General features: G+C 64.3%; 18 protein-coding genes and 1 pseudogene. 12 read left to right on the forward strand and 7 right to left on the reverse strand.

The features are described from left to right. Positions 1–53: 53 nt before the first annotated feature. The 7 genes and pseudogenes from CDI09_RS12340 to rimI all read left to right on the forward strand — a co-directional run bounded on the left by CDI09_RS12340 (position 54) and on the right by rimI (position 6,218). Positions 54–1,362, forward strand: a pseudogene (locus CDI09_RS12340) (hypothetical protein). Positions 1,363–1,595: 233 nt separating this feature from the next. Continuing rightward, entirely contained in the window at positions 1,596–2,369 is a 774-nt protein-coding gene (locus tag CDI09_RS12345; protein WP_078525729.1) for a response regulator, read from the forward strand. Positions 2,370–2,473: 104 nt separating this feature from the next. Continuing rightward, entirely contained in the window at positions 2,474–3,745 is a 1,272-nt protein-coding gene (locus tag CDI09_RS12350; RefSeq protein WP_236944673.1) for an ATP-binding protein, read from the forward strand. 132 nt (positions 3,746–3,877) lie between these two features. Further along, on the forward strand, positions 3,878–4,441 hold the full coding sequence (locus CDI09_RS12355; RefSeq protein ID WP_078525731.1) for a NifU family protein: 564 nt from the start codon (positions 3,878–3,880) through the stop codon (positions 4,439–4,441). Positions 4,442–4,476: 35 nt separating this feature from the next. Beyond that, positions 4,477–5,061: a malonic semialdehyde reductase gene (locus CDI09_RS12360; protein WP_078525733.1), complete on the forward strand. Its 585-nt coding sequence runs from the start codon at positions 4,477–4,479 to the stop codon at positions 5,059–5,061. 3 nt (positions 5,062–5,064) lie between these two features. Further along, entirely contained in the window at positions 5,065–5,778 is a 714-nt protein-coding gene (tsaB, locus tag CDI09_RS12365; protein ID WP_078525734.1) for a tRNA (adenosine(37)-N6)-threonylcarbamoyltransferase complex dimerization subunit type 1 TsaB, read from the forward strand. Continuing rightward, positions 5,775–6,218 carry a ribosomal protein S18-alanine N-acetyltransferase gene (gene rimI / locus CDI09_RS12370; protein WP_078525735.1) on the forward strand — a complete coding sequence of 148 codons (444 nt, stop codon included), beginning with the start codon at positions 5,775–5,777 and terminating at the stop codon, positions 6,216–6,218. Before tsaB ends, rimI begins: the two co-directional genes overlap by 4 nt. On the opposite strand, the gene CDI09_RS12375 is transcribed toward rimI, so the two are convergent. Next, positions 6,199–6,447 carry a sulfurtransferase TusA family protein gene (locus CDI09_RS12375; RefSeq protein ID WP_078525737.1) on the reverse strand — a complete coding sequence of 83 codons (249 nt, stop codon included), beginning with the start codon at positions 6,445–6,447 and terminating at the stop codon, positions 6,199–6,201. The genes rimI and CDI09_RS12375 overlap by 20 nt on opposite strands. 93 nt (positions 6,448–6,540) lie before the next feature. On the opposite strand from CDI09_RS12375, the gene CDI09_RS12380 reads away from it, so the two are divergent. From CDI09_RS12380 to CDI09_RS12400, 5 genes are all read left to right on the forward strand, one after another. Next, entirely contained in the window at positions 6,541–6,945 is a 405-nt protein-coding gene (locus CDI09_RS12380) for a MucR family transcriptional regulator (protein WP_078525738.1), read from the forward strand. Between the two features lie 58 nt (positions 6,946–7,003). Then, complete coding sequence (locus CDI09_RS12385; protein ID WP_078525740.1) at positions 7,004–7,495, forward strand: Fur family transcriptional regulator; 492 nt, start codon at positions 7,004–7,006, stop codon at positions 7,493–7,495. Continuing rightward, the gene (locus tag CDI09_RS12390; RefSeq protein WP_078525741.1) at positions 7,492–8,337 is read left to right on the forward strand and encodes a GNAT family N-acetyltransferase; all 846 of its coding nucleotides are present in this window, start codon (positions 7,492–7,494) and stop codon (positions 8,335–8,337) included. The genes CDI09_RS12385 and CDI09_RS12390 overlap by 4 nt, the downstream gene beginning before the upstream one ends. A gap of 36 nt (positions 8,338–8,373) precedes the next feature. Beyond that, complete coding sequence (gene lnt, locus CDI09_RS12395) at positions 8,374–9,912, forward strand: apolipoprotein N-acyltransferase (RefSeq protein WP_078525743.1); 1,539 nt, start codon at positions 8,374–8,376, stop codon at positions 9,910–9,912. Positions 9,913–10,181: 269 nt separating this feature from the next. Continuing rightward, positions 10,182–10,646 carry a helix-turn-helix domain-containing protein gene (locus CDI09_RS12400; protein ID WP_078525745.1) on the forward strand — a complete coding sequence of 155 codons (465 nt, stop codon included), beginning with the start codon at positions 10,182–10,184 and terminating at the stop codon, positions 10,644–10,646. Between the two features lie 119 nt (positions 10,647–10,765). Here CDI09_RS12400 and CDI09_RS12405 read toward each other — a convergent pair whose 3' ends face one another. The 6 genes from CDI09_RS12405 to CDI09_RS12430 all read right to left on the reverse strand — a co-directional run bounded on the left by CDI09_RS12405 (position 10,766) and on the right by CDI09_RS12430 (position 16,331). Continuing rightward, on the reverse strand, positions 10,766–11,428 hold the full coding sequence (locus CDI09_RS12405) for a tyrosine-protein phosphatase (protein ID WP_078525747.1): 663 nt from the start codon (positions 11,426–11,428) through the stop codon (positions 10,766–10,768). A 95-nt stretch (positions 11,429–11,523) separates the two neighbouring features. Beyond that, entirely contained in the window at positions 11,524–12,306 is a 783-nt protein-coding gene (locus tag CDI09_RS12410; protein ID WP_078525748.1) for a succinate dehydrogenase iron-sulfur subunit, read from the reverse strand. Positions 12,307–12,332: 26 nt separating this feature from the next. Continuing rightward, on the reverse strand, positions 12,333–14,144 hold the full coding sequence (gene sdhA, locus CDI09_RS12415) for a succinate dehydrogenase flavoprotein subunit (protein WP_078525750.1): 1,812 nt from the start codon (positions 14,142–14,144) through the stop codon (positions 12,333–12,335). A gap of 97 nt (positions 14,145–14,241) precedes the next feature. Next, on the reverse strand, positions 14,242–14,673 hold the full coding sequence (gene sdhD, locus CDI09_RS12420; protein ID WP_061274364.1) for a succinate dehydrogenase, hydrophobic membrane anchor protein: 432 nt from the start codon (positions 14,671–14,673) through the stop codon (positions 14,242–14,244). Between the two features lie 2 nt (positions 14,674–14,675). Next, the gene (sdhC, locus tag CDI09_RS12425; RefSeq protein ID WP_078525751.1) at positions 14,676–15,068 is read right to left on the reverse strand and encodes a succinate dehydrogenase, cytochrome b556 subunit; all 393 of its coding nucleotides are present in this window, start codon (positions 15,066–15,068) and stop codon (positions 14,676–14,678) included. A 243-nt stretch (positions 15,069–15,311) separates the two neighbouring features. Beyond that, positions 15,312–16,331: an aspartate-semialdehyde dehydrogenase gene (locus CDI09_RS12430; protein WP_078525753.1), complete on the reverse strand. Its 1,020-nt coding sequence runs from the start codon at positions 16,329–16,331 to the stop codon at positions 15,312–15,314. Positions 16,332–16,562: the final 231 nt, after the last annotated feature.

Genomic DNA, 16,562 nt, shown 5'->3' on the forward strand with positions numbered 1-16,562 from the left:
CCCCGCCTGCGGTCGGGGGCGGATTGAATGATGGGCCGCACGGGTCCATCGTGATGCCCTGGCCGATCATTCGGGCCATGACCCGTTCATGGAAGGACATCACAGTTGAAAAACATCACATCCAAATCGCTGTTCCGGCTGCGTGGCCGCCTGCTGGCCGGGGTCATGATGGCGCTGCCGGTAGCAGGCATCCTGCCCCTGCACGGCGCGCACGCGGCTGACCAGCTTGGCCAGAAGGTGGGCACGGCGCTGCAGAAGGCCCAGACCGACCTCGCCGCCAAGAAGTATCCGCAGGCCATGGCCGATGTGGACGCAGCCGACGCCGTAAGCGGCAAGACCGATTACGAATCCTACACCATTGCCCAGATGCGCGCCGCCGTGGCCGCCCAGTCGGGCAACGTGCCTGCCGCCATCTCGGCCTATGACACGCTGATCGCCTCCCCGCGCACGCCTGCCGCCACCAAGGAGCAGATGGCGCTGGCCGAAGGCAGCATGGCCTTTACCGCCAAGGATTACCCCACTGCCGTTACGGTGAGCGAAAAATACATCAAGGCGGGTGGCAAGAACCCGCAGATGCTGACCATCCTGATCCAGGCCTACTATCTGCAGCATGACTTCGCCAACGCCGCGCGCGTGCAGCAGGGCCAGATCGATGCCACCATCAAGGCCGGTGGCAAGCCCACCGAGAACCAGCTCCAGCTGCTCGCCGCCTGCCAGGCGCAGCTGAAGGACAACGCGGCGCTGACCAAGACCTATGTCATGCTCGCCACCTATTACCCCAAGCCCGATTACTGGGCGCAGGTGGTCCATTCCGTGCTGAGCAACCCCAACATGGCGCCGGGCCTGCGGCTTGATATCGACCGCGTGCGCCTTGAGTCCGGGCTGGTCAAGACCTCGGCCGAGTATATGGACATTACCGAGCTGGCCATGCAGGCGGGCCTGCCCCAGCTTGCGCTCGACATCATCAACCAGGGCTATGCCAGCGGTGTGGTGGGGCATGATGCCTCTGCCCCGCGCAGCGAGAAGCTGAAGGCGATGGTGGCCCAGACTGCCGAGAGCACCAAGGCCAACCTCGATACGGCTGCCAGCCAGGCCGCAACCGGCAACGCCATGCTTACGGCAGGCTACAACTACGTGCTGAATGGGCAGGCCGACAAGGGTCTGGCGCTGATGCAGCAGGGCCTGGCCAAGGGGCCGACCGATATCAATATCGGTCGCCTGCATTATGGTCTGGCGCAGGCGGCAGCGGGCCAGAAGGCGGCTGCCATCACCACGTTCAACAGCGTGGAAGGCACCAATGGCGCGCGTGACATCGCGCAGTTCTGGGTGCTCAAGCTGAACGCGGCGCCTGCCGCACACTGATAAAAACAGGCGGGCGCCGCCTTTTCAGAACAGGGCGGCGCCCAGAAATTTCTGTTTTTTACAGGCTGTCTGCCAGACGGGGTGCCGGATTATCCGGCGCCCCGTCTGTGTATGTGGCAGACATTTTATGATATGAACGATGGCCTTATCCCCATGCCGCGCGTTGGTTATGCTGGGTGCCGTTGCATGACGGGCACCTGGCGTTGCCCCTGAACCGGAACATGGCCGAGAGAATGACACAGATACCTGCCACAGCCGATCTGCCCGCCCGCATCCTCGTGGTGGAAGATGATCCCGGCATGCGCACCCTGATTGTCCGCGCCCTGCAGGGTGATGGTTACCGCGTGCGTGGCGTGCAGGATGGCCCCGAAATGTGGGATGCGCTCAAGGCGCAAACGGCCGACCTCATCATCCTTGACGTGATGCTGCCGGGCACCAACGGGCTGGACCTGTGCCGCAGCCTGCGCGCGCAGGCTGACCCCTCGGTGCCGGGCGAGGCTCCGCTGACGGAGGTGCCGGTCATTATCGTCTCCGCCCGTGGCGAGGAACTTGACCGCGTGCAGGGCCTTGAACTCGGCGCGGATGATTACGTGCCCAAGCCCTTTGGCCAGAAGGAACTGCTCGCCCGCGTGCGCGCGGTGCTGCGCAGGCGCGGCGGCGGCGTAACCACGCCAAGCGCCGGGCGGCAGCGCAAGGAAACCGTGCGCTTTGGCGGGTGGATGCTCGACCTGCGGCGGCGTGAACTGACCGACCCCTCGGGCATGGCGGTCGAGATTTCGGGGGCGGAGCATGACCTGCTCACCAGTTTTCTTGACAACCCGCAGCGCGTGATCGGGCGTGACCGGCTGCTCGAACTGTCGCGCACGCGGCTGGGCGATGTGTCCGACCGCAGTGTGGATGTGCTGGTCAGCCGCCTGCGGCGCAAGCTCGGGCCGGATTCGGATGGGCTGATCCGCACCGTGCGCGGCATGGGCTATATCTTTACCGCTGAAGTGGAGCGGGTCTGAGGCCGCGCGGGGTGGCGGGGCCGGCCAGCCCACAGGGCGCGCGCGCGCCGCAGGCGGTTGCAAGGCGCATTACGCTGTGGCCGCGCGGGCTGGTCGGGCGTGTCATGTTCGTGCTGCTCGTGGCGGTGGCGCTCGTGTTCGTGGGCAGTTCCGTTTTCTATGAGGAAGCCGAGACCTACACCATAGACGACGCCCAGCTTGAACAGGTGGGCGAGCGGCTGGTGATCGACGCGCGCGTGCTGGCGGCAACGCCAACCTCGCAGCGCATGGTGCTCGCCGCCATGCTCTCCACCAGCGATCTTACGGTGGACTGGCGCAACCAGGGCCAGCAGGGCGCCCTGAAGGTCGAGCCCCCCTCGCTGCGCAAGCTGCATGACCGGCTGGCGGGCACGCTGCCGGTGCTGCAGGGCGATGCGCTCAACCTGTCGGGCACCATCATGGGCACGGCGGATGTGCGCGGTACGCTGCGCCTGCCCGATGGCAGCTACATGGGCTTTCTCGCCCCCGATATCCTCGAGCCGCATCACATGCGCCGAGGGCTGGTCTCGGCGGCCATTCTTGCTGGCGCGGTCATCGGGGCGGCCGGCATGCTGGTGCGCGCCCTGAGCATGCCGCTGCGCGCGCTGGCCGACGTGGCCGATACGGTGGGGTCAGGCCAGTGGGTGCCACTGGCCGACAAGGGCCCGCGTGAGGTGCGCTACCTCGCCCGCGCCATCAACGCCATGCAGGAGCGCATCAACCGCCTGATTGCCGACCGCACCGAGGCGCTGGCTGCCGTATCGCACGATCTGCGCACGCCTCTGGCCCGCCTGCGCCTGCGTGCGGGCTTTCTGGAGGATACGAACGCGCAGAAGGAGATCGAGGCCGACGTGACCGAAATGGAGGCCATGATTACCGGCGTGCTGGCCTACCTTTCTGGCGAGAAGGACCCCGAGCCCGCGCGTTCGGTCAATGTGGCCTCCATTCTCGCCACGCGGGTGGATGACGATGCCGATCAGGGCCGCGACGTGACCTATGATGGCCCGGACCAGGCGCAGGCCATCGTGCGCCCGCTGGCGCTCAAGCGCGTGGTGGGTAACCTGATTGACAATGCCGTGAATTATGGCGGCAACGCCCATGTCAGCCTGACGCTGATGGAAGATGCGCTGTGCATCCGCGTGGAGGATAACGGCCCCGGCCTGCCCGAGGCCGAGCTCGACCGGGTCACCACGCCATTTTACCGCGTGGAGGGCTCACGCTCGCGCAGTACGGGCGGGCTGGGGCTGGGGCTGGCCATTGTCAGCCGTGAGGTGGCGCGTGGCGGCGGCCGGTTCAGGCTGTTCAACCGGCTGGGGGGTGGATTGTGTGCGGAAATTGTCCTGCCGCGCATGCCGTGATAGGCCACGGGGCGTAAATGCACGCCGTGCGTGTGCGTGGGGTTGGATTTGTGATCGGGTCGATCATATAACAGGACCCGGGAAGTACTTTTGCCTGTCCCCCCTTTCCCGTCATGTCTGGAAGACCGAGCAATGTTCATCGAAACGGAAGACACACCCAATCCCGCCACCCTGAAGTTCCTGCCCGGGCGCGAGATCATGGCCAGCGGGGCGACGGCTGACTTCATCAGCCCCGATTCCGTGGCGGGCCGTTCGCACCTTGCCGAACTGCTGTTCGACCTTGATGGCGTGGCCCGCGTCTTCTTTGGCAATGACTTCGTGGCCGTGACCCGTGCCGATGCCACCGAGTGGGAGGCCCTGCGCCCGCAGGTGCTCTCGGTGCTGGCCGATTACCTCTCCACCGGCCAGCCCGTGGTGGAAAGCGAAGCCCTGGTGGTTGAAGACCTGATCGCGCCGGGGGATGAGGAGATCGTGCAGCAGATCAAGGAACTGCTCGATACCCGCGTGCGCCCCGCCGTGGCGGGCGATGGCGGTGACATCGTGTTCCGTGGCTACCGTGATGGCGTGGTGCGCCTGACCATGCAGGGCGCATGCTCGGGCTGCCCGTCCTCGCGCGCCACCCTCAAGCACGGGGTCGAGAACATGCTGCGCCATTACGTGCCGGAAGTGGTATCGGTGGAGCAGGTAGAGGCCTGATCGGCAGGTCTTGCGCGTAAGCTTGGGAATGTTTCATGGCGCTTGATGATGCTGGGCTTGACCTTCTGTTCCGTAACGCACGCACGCCGGTGGCGTGGAATGACCGGCCCGTCGGCACCGATACGCTGCGCCAGCTCTATGACCTGGTGCGCCTTGGGCCGACATCGGGCAACTGCTGCCCCGCCCGCTTCGTGTTCCTGACCACGGAGGCCGCGCGCGAGCGCCTGCGCCCGGCGCTCTCGGCAGGCAACGTGCAGCGCATGATGACGGCCCCGGTTACGGTGATTGTGGCGCATGACCCGCTGTTCTTCGAGCGCATGGATACGCTGAACCCGCAGGCCCATGTGCGCCAGTGGTTCGCCGCTGATGTTGGTCTGGCCGAGGAAACCGCCCAGCGCAACGGCACGCTGGAAGGCGGCTACATGATCCTGGCCGCCCGCGCGCTGGGCCTGTCGGCGCTGCCGCTGTCGGGGTTCGATGCGGCGATGGTGGAAGAGGCCTTTCTGGCCAATCAGGGCTGGCAGGCCAATTTCCTGCTCTGCCTGGGCTATTGTGACGGGCCGCCGCCTGAGCCGCGTGCCCCGCGGCTGGGCTTTGATGATGCCTGCGTGATTGTCTGACCCATGCGGATTGTGGTCATGGACGGGGCTGCGACCGGTGCGCAGGCGCAGGCCCTGATCGCCTGCCTGGCGGCTGATGCGGCGGGCGCGCCTGTTCTCCTTGCCACCCGTATCGCCACCGGGCGTGGCGCGGCCGAGCAGTTTCCGCTGCTGGCCACCGAACTGTTCACGCACTGTGGCTGGGGCCATGGCATGCCCGAACTGGCGGGCGTGGTCGTGGGGCCGGGATCGTTCACGGGGCTGCGGGCCTCGCTGGCGTTTGCGCACGGGTTGGCGGCGGGGGCGGGCTGCATGGTGGTGGGTGTTACCGGAGGCGAGGTCATGGCCCCGGCCCTGCGCGCGGCCGCAACCCCGCTGGGAGCAACCGCCCTGCATTGCACCATGGCCCGCCGGGGCCGCGTGTTTATTGAAACGCCGGGCACGCACTCAGCCTTGGGGCAGGTCCGCGCCTGCATGCTTGATGCACTTGACCTGCCGCCGGGGCCCCTGCTGCTGGCCGGTAACGGCGCGCAGGCGGTAGCAGAGGCTGCCGCCGCCCGGCGGGATGACATGCACCTGCTGCCCGATGCACCACCCGACCCGCAGGCCATTGCCGCCGCCGCCCTGCTGCGCGTGCAGGGCGATCTGCCGCCACGCGTGGCCCAGCCGCTTTATGTCGATGCGCCGGAAGCCCGGCTGCCCGCCGCGGGCCTGCGCCCGGCCCCCGTCACCCCATGACAGACAATGCCGTGCCCGCAGGGCAGGCTGCGCTGCTGGCCCGCATCCACGCGGCGGCCTTCACGCCAGTGCACCGGTGGGATGCGCAGGCCATGACGGCCCTGCTGGCCATGCCGGGCGTGTTCGTGCTGCTTGCGCAGGGTGAGGGTATTCCGCCGGTTTCGGGCTTCATCATGGCCCGTGTCCTGCTTGATGAAGCCGAGATCCTGACCTTTGCCGTGGACCCCGCCTGGCAGGGGCAGGGCATTGGCCGCGCCCTGCTCGGGCGGTGCCTGGATGAGGCCGCGCGCGCGGGGGTGGCCAGCATGTTCCTTGAGGTGGCGCGCGATAACGTGGCCGCGCTAGGGCTTTATCACGCGGCGGGATTCGTGGTGGTGGGGGTGAGGCGGCGCTATTACCCCGATGGCGCCGATGCCTGTGTCATGAAGCGGGAGATTTGAGCACGGTCAGCTGGTGCGTTATGCCATCTGTTTCTGTCTGTATTTCTTCCACGACATGACCAAGCAGCTTCAGACTGCGAGAAACATTGTCCAGCGGGCCTGCTCCCCGCAGGCGGACAAGCAGTTTTCCCCCGGCTGGAAGTCTGTCAAGTGCCAGACGGGTGTGTACGAAAGTCATGGGGCACACTTCATGGGTGATATCCAGTTTCGCCATCTCTATATCAGACATATTACCATGAGACCTCTGTTATGACCGGTTGCGATCCTTCTGGAATTATTTATATAGGATGCATCATTATTCCAGAGTGACAGGATCAGATTAATGGCTGATGCAGCGGCAGAAGTTGAAGTGCGCGAACTCGCTGCCGAAATCGTTTCGGCATATGTCTCGCGGAATGAAATCGATGCGGAAACTCTCCCCGATCTGATTCACCGGGTCTATGAGGCCGTTGCCTCCCTCGGTCGCGTCGAGCCCGTGCCCGAGAAGCCGGTGCCGGCGGTGCCGCTCAAGAAATCCGTCTTCCCTGACTACATTGTCTGCCTTGAGGACGGGAAGAAGCTCAAGATGCTCAAACGCCACCTCAAGACCGCCTATAACATGACGCCCGATGAATATCGCGAGCGCTGGGGCCTGCCGCATGACTACCCCATGGTGGCGCCGAGCTATGCCAGCCACCGTTCCACCCTGGCCCGCAAGATCGGGCTGGGCACGAAACGCGAGGACTGATCCCCGTGCCGGGTGGTCATATGGACAGGTATCGGCAGGATCGGCTACGTCCATAGGTATGGCAACAGATCGTAACGGACTACAGACGCGTATCGAGCGCATGTGCATGGAGCGCGGCCTGAAAATGACAGGCCAGCGCCGTGTCATCGCGCGCGTGCTGTCCGAGGCCCATGACCACCCGGACGTGGAGGAACTCTACCGCCGCGCCTCGGCGCTTGATGGGCGCATATCGGTTGCCACGGTGTATCGTACCGTTCGCCTGCTGGAAGAAAACGGTATTCTGGAACGCCGTGACTTTGGCGGCGGCCGCGCACGGTACGAGGCGACGGAGGAAGGCGACCACTATCACCTGATCGATGTTGAAAGCGGGCAGGTCGTTGAGTTCACCCATGCCGCCCATGCCGAACTGCTGCGCCAGATCACGGCTTCCCTGGGGTTCGAGCTGGTATCTCATCGGCTGGAACTGTTTGCGCGCAGGCGACCCGACGTGGCACAAGAACAGACGGACCATACGGCGCAAACGGAGCAGAAGGGCAGGTCACGGCCTTGAGTATCGAGAAAACCATACAGTCCCTTTCCACTCTGGACCTTGAGCGCAACGGTTTTCCCGAGCTGCGCGGGGGGAACCTTGGCGTCAGGATCGCCGCGACAGATGAGGAGCGCGATGCCGCCCAGGCGCTGCGCTACCGTGTCTTCTATGAGGAAATGGGCGCGCGCCCCGATTCCCGTACCGCCCGGCTGAAGCGGGATGTGGACGAATTTGATGAATACGCCGATCACCTTCTGGTGATCGACCATGCCATCTCGTCGGGTGCGAAAGGCGTTGTGGGCACCTACAGGCTCATGCAGGGGGATGCTGCGAAGAAGCTGGGCAAATTCTATACATCGGGCGAATATGACATCTCGCGCCTGACCGAGTTTCCCGGTCGGCTGCTTGAAGTGGGTCGCTCCTGCGTGGACCAGAACTATCGCGGTCGCGCGGCCATGCAGCTGTTGTGGCGTGGCATTGCCTCCTACATCTTCCTGCACCGCATTGATGTGCTGTTCGGCTGCGCGAGCCTGCCCGGCACCAACCCCGATGCTCTGTCTGATGAGCTGACCTATCTGTACCACAATCACCTTGCCCCGCCCGCGCTGCGCATCAGCGCCGTGCCGGAGCGCCGGGTGGAAATGCTGCGCACCGATCCGCAGACCCTCGACCATCGCCGTTCGCTCGCGCGCCTGCCGCCCCTGATCAAGGGTTATCTGCGGCTTGGGGGTTATGTGGGCGATGGCGCGGTGATTGATGAGCAGTTCAACACCATTGACGTGGCCGTGCTCGTCAAGAGCGAGCTGCTGGCTGACAAATACTACCGCCATTACGAGCGCCGCCTGCGTGACGCGCTGGACTAGGCGCGTCCTCTCCCACGGCGCGGATCGTTGCGCTGCATGAGGTTCCTTTCTGATCTGTATATGAGGCTGTCGCGCCAGCATGGATGGCGCGCGGACCTTGCCATGGTACTGGCGGGCGGGCTGTACGCACTGGGCTTTCCCCCCGTGCATGCGGTCGTGGTGCTGCCGGTGGCCTTCTGCCTGCTGGCGCTGGCCATTGATAACGCGACCAGCTGGAAAGAGGCCGCGCGGCGGGGCTTCATGTTCGCCATGGGGCTGTACACCGTGGGCCTTTACTGGCTCATGTACGCCATCCTGCTCCGGGCGGATGATTTCTGGTGGCTGGTGCCGCTGGCCTCGCCGGGCTGCGCGGTCATTCTGGCGCCGCTCAGCGCGCTTTCGGCCGGGTTGAGCCGGCTTGTGCCGCGCGGCACCGGGCGGCTGGTGGTGCTGGCGGCGTTGTGGACGTTGACGGACATGGCGCGGGTTTACGTGTTCAGCGGTTTTCCGTGGAATCCGCCGGGCAGCGTGTGGGCATTTCCGGGGCTTGCGGGGGATGTCATGCTCCAGCCCGCCGCGTGGATCGGGGTGGATGGGCTGACGCTGCTGACCTGCCTGCTCTCGCTTGCGCCGCTTTATGGCCGCACGGGGCGCCTGGCCTGCACGGGCGCGCTGGCGGCATGGGTGGCCTGTGGCGCGCTGCGGGTTGCCAGCATCCATGATACCTATGGCCATAACCCCGAGGTGGTGCTGGTGCAGGGCAACGTGCCCGAGACCGAGAAAATATCACGCGATTCCGATGTGGCGGTGTTCCGCCGCTATCTGGAACTGACGCATGCGGGCGTGCAGGCGGGGCTGCATGAGGCGGATGGCCGGCCGGTCGTGTTTGCGTGGCCGGAATCGGCTTTTCCCGGCCTGCTTTTGGAAGATGACATCGCGCGCCCCATGATCATGCGGGCAGGCCAGGGGGCTGCGGCGGGCGTAATCGGCACGCTGCGCTGGCTGGAGGACAGGCACTGGCGCAACAGCATGGTGGCGCTCCTGCCTGATGGCCAGCCCGCCACCCCTTATGACAAGGCGCATCTGGTGCCGTTTGGTGAATACCAGCCTGCCTTTCTGCCCTTTCATGTCGTGCCGGGGGAAGGGATGACCCCCGGCCCCGGCGTGCAGACCTGGCACCTGCCGGGTGTTGCCCCGGTGGGGCCGCTGATCTGCTACGAGGTGATTTTCTCGGGTCAGGTGGTTGATCCGCATGATCGCCCCACCTGGCTGCTCAACAGCACGAATGACGCCTGGTATGGCAATAGCGCAGGCCCCCGCCAGCACCTTGCCGCCGTGCGCATCCGTGCGGTGGAGGAAGGCCTGCCGGTGGCGCGTGCCGCCAATACCGGCATTTCAGCCATTTTTGACGGGCGTGGCCGCGAGTTGGCCCGGCTGGGGTGGGACCGGCAGGGCGTGCTGGTCCATGCGTTGCCCGATGCGCTGCCTTGTACGTTTTTTGGTCATTATGGCCGTCTGGTGCCCCTGCTGCTGGTGTTGCTGACGGGGGTTGCGGGCGTAATCTGGCGGCGGCCGCGTCTTAAAGAGGGTTCTTGAATACCTCTTTAGGATAAGTCCATTTTTTATTCGTGCATCAAAAATGCATGAATATTTTCCTAATTTTTCCCTGCCTGTTGCAGTGGGAAAGTTTTATGCATGCCTGCCTCATTTGGGCGCAGACAGTGCAGGAAATAGCGTATGTAGTGTACCCGGGCTTGCTTTAAAAAAGATTAATGCCCGGCCCATTATCTGATGGGTATCTGCACGTTCCAGCGGTTTGCGCCGTATGAGACAGGAAAGGTAAGGCTATCACTGTGATCGGGAAAATGTCTGCTGCGTCCAACCCGGTGGATGTGCATGTTGGCAACCGTATCCGCCTGCGCCGTACCCTGCTTGGCATGTCACAGGAGCGGTTGGGCAATGCCCTTGGCCTCACATTCCAGCAGGTGCAGAAATACGAGCGCGGCCGCAACCGTGTGGGTGCGTCGCGTCTGTATGACCTTGCCTGCGTGCTCGACGTGCCGGTGGCCTTCTTTTTTGAGGGCCTGCCCGATCGTGGCATGGAGCAGGGTGCTGGCGTAGCGGATGCAGCTGCGGGCATGGCTGAGCCTGTGGCCTGCGTGGCCCCGATTCCTGCCCTGAAGGAAGACGCCAGGGCGGAGTTGCCGGTCGATGATCTCGCCCTGCTGTCACGCCGCGAGACGATTGACCTGGTGCGCGCCTATTACGGAATCGAGGATAGCGGCACGCGCCGCCGCGTGCTGGACCTTGTGCGCTCCATGGGGGCATAAGCCTGTCATTATCAGAGCGTTTCCGGGTGTCGCTTTTTTTTCAAAAAGGCGGCGTCTTCTGAAGCGTTATAAAAAAGCTTCACCAAAAACTTTTTTATAACGACTGGCGCGCCCCACTTTCATTCCCGCCGCAGCACCTGGTCGGTCATGAAGGATGCGATCTTGCCTGCGCGGAAGTCTTGGCGCAGGCGGTCTTCATCATATTCCGTGCGCACCCAGTCCATGAAGGGGATGCGCCCTTCGGCTTCCGCCTGATAACGCAGGAAGAAGGCATCAAGCACGCCGGTGCGTGATGAATTGAAATGCCCATTCTTCCATGAAAGCTGGCGCAGCGCCTGTTGCGCCGTGCCGCCCTCGAACAGGATGACCAGCCCTGCGGCAAGCCCGGTGCGGTCAGCGCCCGACTTGCAGTGCATGAGCATGGGAAAGCGGATATCGCGGTAAATCCGCTCGAAACGTTCGATACGGTCGCGGTGGGGGGCATTGCGGCTCTCGAACGCCATGTCGATATGCCGCAGGCCAAGGGCATGCGCCGCCTCGCGTGAGAGGGCATCGGAGCCGCATTTGCGGTGCCCGCGCAGGTTGACCAGCGTTTTCAGGCCCAGTCGGCGCGTGGCCAGCCGCAGCCGCCACGGCGTGGGGTGGTTGCAGCGATAGACCCGGCCAGGAATGACCGTGCGGAAGTTGGTCCAGGTCTGGCGCAAAATGGCGTGGTCAACAAACAGGCTGTCGATCCAGGCGCGGCTTCGGCCAGCGGGGGTGGACAGGTTTCCCTCAAACACCGGCCTTGTCCTTTCAAACGGGTGGAGACGAAAAAAGCGCTGGATTTTTCACATCCAGCGCTTTCCGCGTCAATCAGGAATGAAGGAAGAAGTCCTTACGCCTTGCGTTCAAGCTGCAGTTCCTTGATCCGGCCAATCGCCTTGGCGGGGTTCAGGCCCTTGGGGCAGGTCTGGGTGCAGTTCATGATCGTGCGGCAGGCATAGAGCTTGAGCGGATCTTCCAGCGCATCAAGCCGGTCGCCCGCATGCTCGTCGCGGCTGTCGGCAATCCAGCGATAGGCCGCCAGCAGCGTTGCCGGGCCGAGGTAGCGATCACCATTCCACCAGTAGGACGGGCACGAGGTGGAGCAGCAGAAGCACAGGATGCACTCCCACATGCCATCAAGCTCGGCACGTTCCTCAATGCTCTGGCGGCGCTCGGAATCGGGCGGCGGCGCCGTGTCGGATTTCAGCCACGGATCAATCGAGCGCAGCTGGGCATACGCGCCATCAAGGTCGGGCACCAGATCCTTGATGACCGGCATGTGCGGCAGCGGGTAGATCGCGATATCACCCTCGATGTCGCGGATCGGCTTGAGGCAGGCCAGCGTGTTCTCGCCTGCGATGTTCATCGCACACGACCCGCAGATGCCCTCGCGGCACGATCGGCGGAAGGTGAGCGTCGAGTCCACATCGTTCTTGATATGAATCAGCGCATCGAGCACCATCGGGCCGATCTTGTCGAGGTCGATCTCGTAGGTATCGACCACGGGGTTGCTGTCATCATCCGGGCTCCAGCGATAGATCCGGAAGTTCTTGACATTGGAGGCGCCGGGAGCAGCCGTGAAAATGCGGCCTTTGCCCACCGTGCTGTTCTTTGGCAGTCTGAATTCGACCATCGTCTCGTTCCTTTTCCGCCGTTACGTCAGTAGACGCGCTTCTTGGGGGGGAAGACCTGCACATCGTCGGTCAGCGTTTTCATGTGCACGGGGCGGTAGCTCAGCGTGACATCGCCCGCGTCGGTCATGTGGGCGACGGTATGCTTCATCCAGTTCTTGTCATCACGATCGGGGTAATCGTCATGCGCCTGCGCGCCGCGGCTTTCGTGGCGGGCATCGGCGCCTGCCATGGTCACGGTGGCATTGGCCAGCAGGTTCTCGAACTCGAGCGCTTCCATCAGGTCACTGTTCCAGATCAGCGAGCGGTCGTTGATCGAGATGTCGGGCAGTTCCGACCAGATTTCCTTTATCTTCTCCACACCTTGCGCCAGGCTTTCGGTGTTGCGGAACACGGCGGCGTGCTTTTGCATGGTGCGCTGCAGCTTGGAGCGCATATCGGCCACATGGGTCTTGCCCTTGGCGTAGCGCAGCCTGTCAAAGCGCGCGATCGCAGCGTCACCCGCACCCTCGGGCAGCGGGCGGATCACTTCCTCGCTCTTGATGGTGGCGGCGGCGCGCTGGGCGGCGGCGCGGCCAAACACCACAAGGTCGAGCAGCGAGTTGGTGCCAAGGCGGTTGGCGCCATGCACGGACACGCAGGCGGCCTCGCCCACGGCCATCAGGCCGGGCACCACCGCATCAACATCATCGGCCGTGGGGCGGATGACCTCGCCATGGTAGTTGGTGGGGATGCCACCCATGTTGTAGTGCACCGTGGGCAGGACCGGCACCGGCTCCTTGGTCACGTCGATGCCTGCGAAGATGCGCGCGGTCTCGGAAATGCCGGGCAGACGCTCATGCAGGATCTCGGGGCCAAGATGCTCGAGGTGGAGCATGATGTAGTTCTTCTCTGGCCCGCAGCCGCGCCCCTCGTTGATCTCGATGGTCATGGCGCGCGAGACGACATCGCGCGAGGCGAGATCCTTGGCGGTGGGCGCATAACGCTCCATGAAGCGCTCGCCCTTGGAGTTGGTGAGGTAGCCACCCTCGCCACGGCAGCCTTCCGTCAGCAGGCAGCCTGCGGGGAAGATGCCGGTGGGGTGGAACTGCACGAACTCCATGTCCTGCATGGGAATGCCCGCGCGGATGGCCATGCCGCCGCCATCACCGGTGCAGGTGTGGGCGGATGTGCAGGAATGATAGGCGCGGCCATAGCCGCCGGTGGCCAGCACCACCTTCTGCGCGCGGAAGCGGTGCAGCGTGCCATCTTCCAGGCACCAGGCCATGACGCCACGGCAGGCGCCTTCTTCATCCATGATCAGGTCGATGGCGAAGTATTCGACAAAGAATTCAACGTTATGCTTCAGGCACTGCTGGTACAGCGTGTGCAGGATGGCATGGCCCGTGCGGTCGGCTGCGGCGCAGGCGCGGGGCACAGGGGCCTCGCCATAGTTGCGCATGTGGCCACCAAAGGGGCGCTGGTAGATCTTGCCATCTTCCGTGCGTGAAAACGGCACGCCCATGTGCTCGAGTTCCTGCACGGCGGGCACCGCTTCGCGGCACATGTATTCGATGGCGTCCTGATCGCCCAGCCAGTCCGACCCCTTTACGGTGTCGTACATGTGCCAGCGCCAGTTATCCTCGGCCATGTTGCCAAGCGATGCACCAATGCCGCCCTGGGCTGCAACGGTGTGGCTGCGTGTGGGGAAAACCTTGGTCACGCAGGCGGTCTTGAGGCCAGCGGCCCCCATGCCCAGCGTGGCCCTCAGGCCGGAGCCACCAGCACCTACGACAACCACGTCATATGCGTGGTCAACGATCCTGTAGGAGCCGGTGAGTGGTGAAGTGGTCGCGTTCATTTCTTGGACGTGTCCCGATGCTCGTTCGGACGGCCGGCCGCAGGTGCGGCCCGCCGGTCCGCGAATGTCATGTTCTGCTCAGGCGATTGCGCGGGCTTCAGCCCGCGGCGATCGTGCTCCGGCTGCTGCCGGCCAGCGCCAGCTTCAGTACGGAAACCGCGCCGAACAGACCCAGAAGGAAGACGATCCCCTTCATCAGCAGGCCGGCAGGCAGGTGCGCCTTGCCGTGCACGTAGTCATCAATGATGACCTGCAGCCCAAGCTGGGTGTGGTAGAAGGTCAGGATCACCAGCGACAGCATCATGGTGGTGTTGAAGGGGCGTGCGCCCCACTTCGCCACTTCCGGCTGTGATGCGCCCGCAAGGCGGAACACCTGGATCACGAACCAGCCCGACAGCGGCACGAGGGCCACCGCCGATGCGCGCTCGGCCCACCAGTGGCCGACGCCGGCCTGTCCCGAACCCAGGCCCCGCGCGCGTGAAAGCTGCGAGCGCATGACCGTGACATGTGGCTTCTTTGGATTGCTCATGGTCAGGATGCCTTCTTGCGGGAGCGACAGATCGCAACGCCAACGATACCGGCGACGAGTGCCAGCGTGGTGCCGACCGTGACACCCACGGCGACCGGCCCATCCTCGTTGATTTCCTTTTTGGAGAAGCGATAGCCGCTATCCCACGCCAGATGGCGCAGCCCCGCCACGAAGTGGTAGACCAGAGCCAGCGCCCAGCCTGCCATCAGCATCTGGCCAAGCGGGTTGCCGGTCACTTTCTGGACCTTGCTGAAAGATTTGGGTCCCTTTGCCGCCGCGCTGATCCAGCACAGGCCAAGTGCCGAACCGCCTGCGGCGGCGACACCGGCAGCGCGGTTCGCGATTGAAAGGAACATGGAAAGACGGAAGCGGTAGACCTGGAGGTGTGGGGACATAGGCCGCCTGGTCAGAGTTCCGTCGCTTCGCTGCCCTACATAGAGCGCATCACGGACATCCTGCATGGTCGTCTCGTCAATTTCCCTGTTATGGCTTCGGTTTGTTCCGTCGCCTTGTCTGAATTCGGTCCTACGCCGCGCGGCGGGCGGGGTCAACGCAGGCGGGGAACACGAGGTTGAGAGACCCTGCCCCCGCCACGGTGGCGGTACAGCCGCGTTGCGCCGCCACCGCAGGCCTGTTCTTCAGTGCCCGAGCAGGTCGAGGGCGACCATGGTTTCGGCAATCTGCACGGCGTTCAGGGCAGCGCCCTTGCGCAGGTTGTCAGCCACGCACCAGAAGCCGAGTCCGTTAGGCACGGTGGGGTCGATGCGCAGGCGCGAGACATAGGTCGCATCCTCGCCCACGATCTCGAGCGGGGTGGCGTAGCCGCCATCCTCGCGCTTGTCGTGCAGCACCACGCCCGGTGCCTCGCGCAGGGCCTCGCGGGCGCGTGCAAGATCAACGGGTTCCTCGAATTCCACGGTAATGGCCTCGGCATGGCCAATGAACACCGGCACCCGCACGCAGGTGGCGAAAACCGCGATGTCGGGATCGAGGATCTTGCGGGTCTCGACCGTCATCTTCCACTCTTCCTTCGTGGCGCCATCATCCATGAAGCGGTCGATGTGGGGGATGCAGTTGAACGCGATCTGCTTGGTGAACTGCTCGGCCTTGAGCGGGTCGCCCACAAGGCTGCCGCGCGCCTGGTTGAACAGCTCGTCCATGCCGCTCTTGCCAGCGCCCGCAACCGCCTGGTAGGTGGCCACCACCACGCGCCTGATTGTGAACAGGTCGTGCAGCGGCTTGAGGGCCACCACCATCTGGATGGTCGAGCAGTTCGGGTTGGCAATGATGCCGCGCTTCGCCTTCTTCACATCGTTGGGATTGACCTCGGGCACCACGAGCGGCACATCCGGTTCCATGCGGAAGTGGGATGTGTTGTCGATCACGATGCAGCCCGCCTTGGCCGCGCGCGGCGCATGCACGGCCGAGACCGCGCCGCCGGGGGAGAAGAGGGCGACATCCCAGCCGGTGAAGTCGAAGGTCTCGAGGTTCTGGACCTTGAGCACTTTTTTGTCGCCAAACGAGACTTCCTTGCCCGCCGAGCGGGCGGAGGCAAGGGCCACGATCTCATCCACAGGGAACTGGCGCTCGGCCAGAGTCTTGAGGATTTCGCGCCCCACAGCACCGGTGGCGCCCACCACCGCAACGCGGTAACCCATAATCGTCTTTCCTGTCCTGTCATGCCGGTCCATTCGCGCGGAACCGGCTGTTTTCCGTCACTGTAGGCACACCTAGAGCCTGTGCCGCCAACGTGCAAGCAGCCTGTGCCGCCCCAAACGGGGGGAATCGAATCGGGGGCAGGTCAAGGTGGCGGCTTCCATGCGGTGATAGGCCTTGTGGCGTACCGCGTGCCCGAGGCACGCTTGACCCATCGCGCCCGTGCGCGGGAG

Origin of the sequence: Komagataeibacter nataicola (genome assembly GCF_003207795.1) — a bacterium.
GTDB lineage: Bacteria > Pseudomonadota > Alphaproteobacteria > Acetobacterales > Acetobacteraceae > Komagataeibacter > Komagataeibacter nataicola.

What these genes read in the sequence shown, in the direction of transcription:
- CDI09_RS12345 (WP_078525729.1), top strand. Translation starts at nt 1,596, where the DNA reads ATGACACAGATACCTGCCACAGCCGATCTGCCCGCCCGCATCCTCGTG.
- CDI09_RS12350 (WP_236944673.1), top strand. Translation starts at nt 2,474, where the DNA reads ATGTTCGTGCTGCTCGTGGCGGTGGCGCTCGTGTTCGTGGGCAGTTCC.
- CDI09_RS12355 (WP_078525731.1), top strand. Translation starts at nt 3,878, where the DNA reads ATGTTCATCGAAACGGAAGACACACCCAATCCCGCCACCCTGAAGTTC.
- CDI09_RS12360 (WP_078525733.1), top strand. Translation starts at nt 4,477, where the DNA reads ATGGCGCTTGATGATGCTGGGCTTGACCTTCTGTTCCGTAACGCACGC.
- tsaB (WP_078525734.1), top strand. Translation starts at nt 5,065, where the DNA reads ATGCGGATTGTGGTCATGGACGGGGCTGCGACCGGTGCGCAGGCGCAG.
- rimI (WP_078525735.1), top strand. Translation starts at nt 5,775, where the DNA reads ATGACAGACAATGCCGTGCCCGCAGGGCAGGCTGCGCTGCTGGCCCGC.
- CDI09_RS12375 (WP_078525737.1), bottom strand. Translation starts at nt 6,447, where the DNA reads ATGTCTGATATAGAGATGGCGAAACTGGATATCACCCATGAAGTGTGC.
- CDI09_RS12380 (WP_078525738.1), top strand. Translation starts at nt 6,541, where the DNA reads ATGGCTGATGCAGCGGCAGAAGTTGAAGTGCGCGAACTCGCTGCCGAA.
- CDI09_RS12385 (WP_078525740.1), top strand. Translation starts at nt 7,004, where the DNA reads ATGGCAACAGATCGTAACGGACTACAGACGCGTATCGAGCGCATGTGC.
- lnt (WP_078525743.1), top strand. Translation starts at nt 8,374, where the DNA reads ATGAGGTTCCTTTCTGATCTGTATATGAGGCTGTCGCGCCAGCATGGA.
- CDI09_RS12400 (WP_078525745.1), top strand. Translation starts at nt 10,182, where the DNA reads ATGTCTGCTGCGTCCAACCCGGTGGATGTGCATGTTGGCAACCGTATC.
- CDI09_RS12410 (WP_078525748.1), bottom strand. Translation starts at nt 12,306, where the DNA reads ATGGTCGAATTCAGACTGCCAAAGAACAGCACGGTGGGCAAAGGCCGC.
- sdhA (WP_078525750.1), bottom strand. Translation starts at nt 14,144, where the DNA reads ATGAACGCGACCACTTCACCACTCACCGGCTCCTACAGGATCGTTGAC.
- sdhD (WP_061274364.1), bottom strand. Translation starts at nt 14,673, where the DNA reads ATGAGCAATCCAAAGAAGCCACATGTCACGGTCATGCGCTCGCAGCTT.
- sdhC (WP_078525751.1), bottom strand. Translation starts at nt 15,068, where the DNA reads ATGTCCCCACACCTCCAGGTCTACCGCTTCCGTCTTTCCATGTTCCTT.
- CDI09_RS12430 (WP_078525753.1), bottom strand. Translation starts at nt 16,331, where the DNA reads ATGGGTTACCGCGTTGCGGTGGTGGGCGCCACCGGTGCTGTGGGGCGC.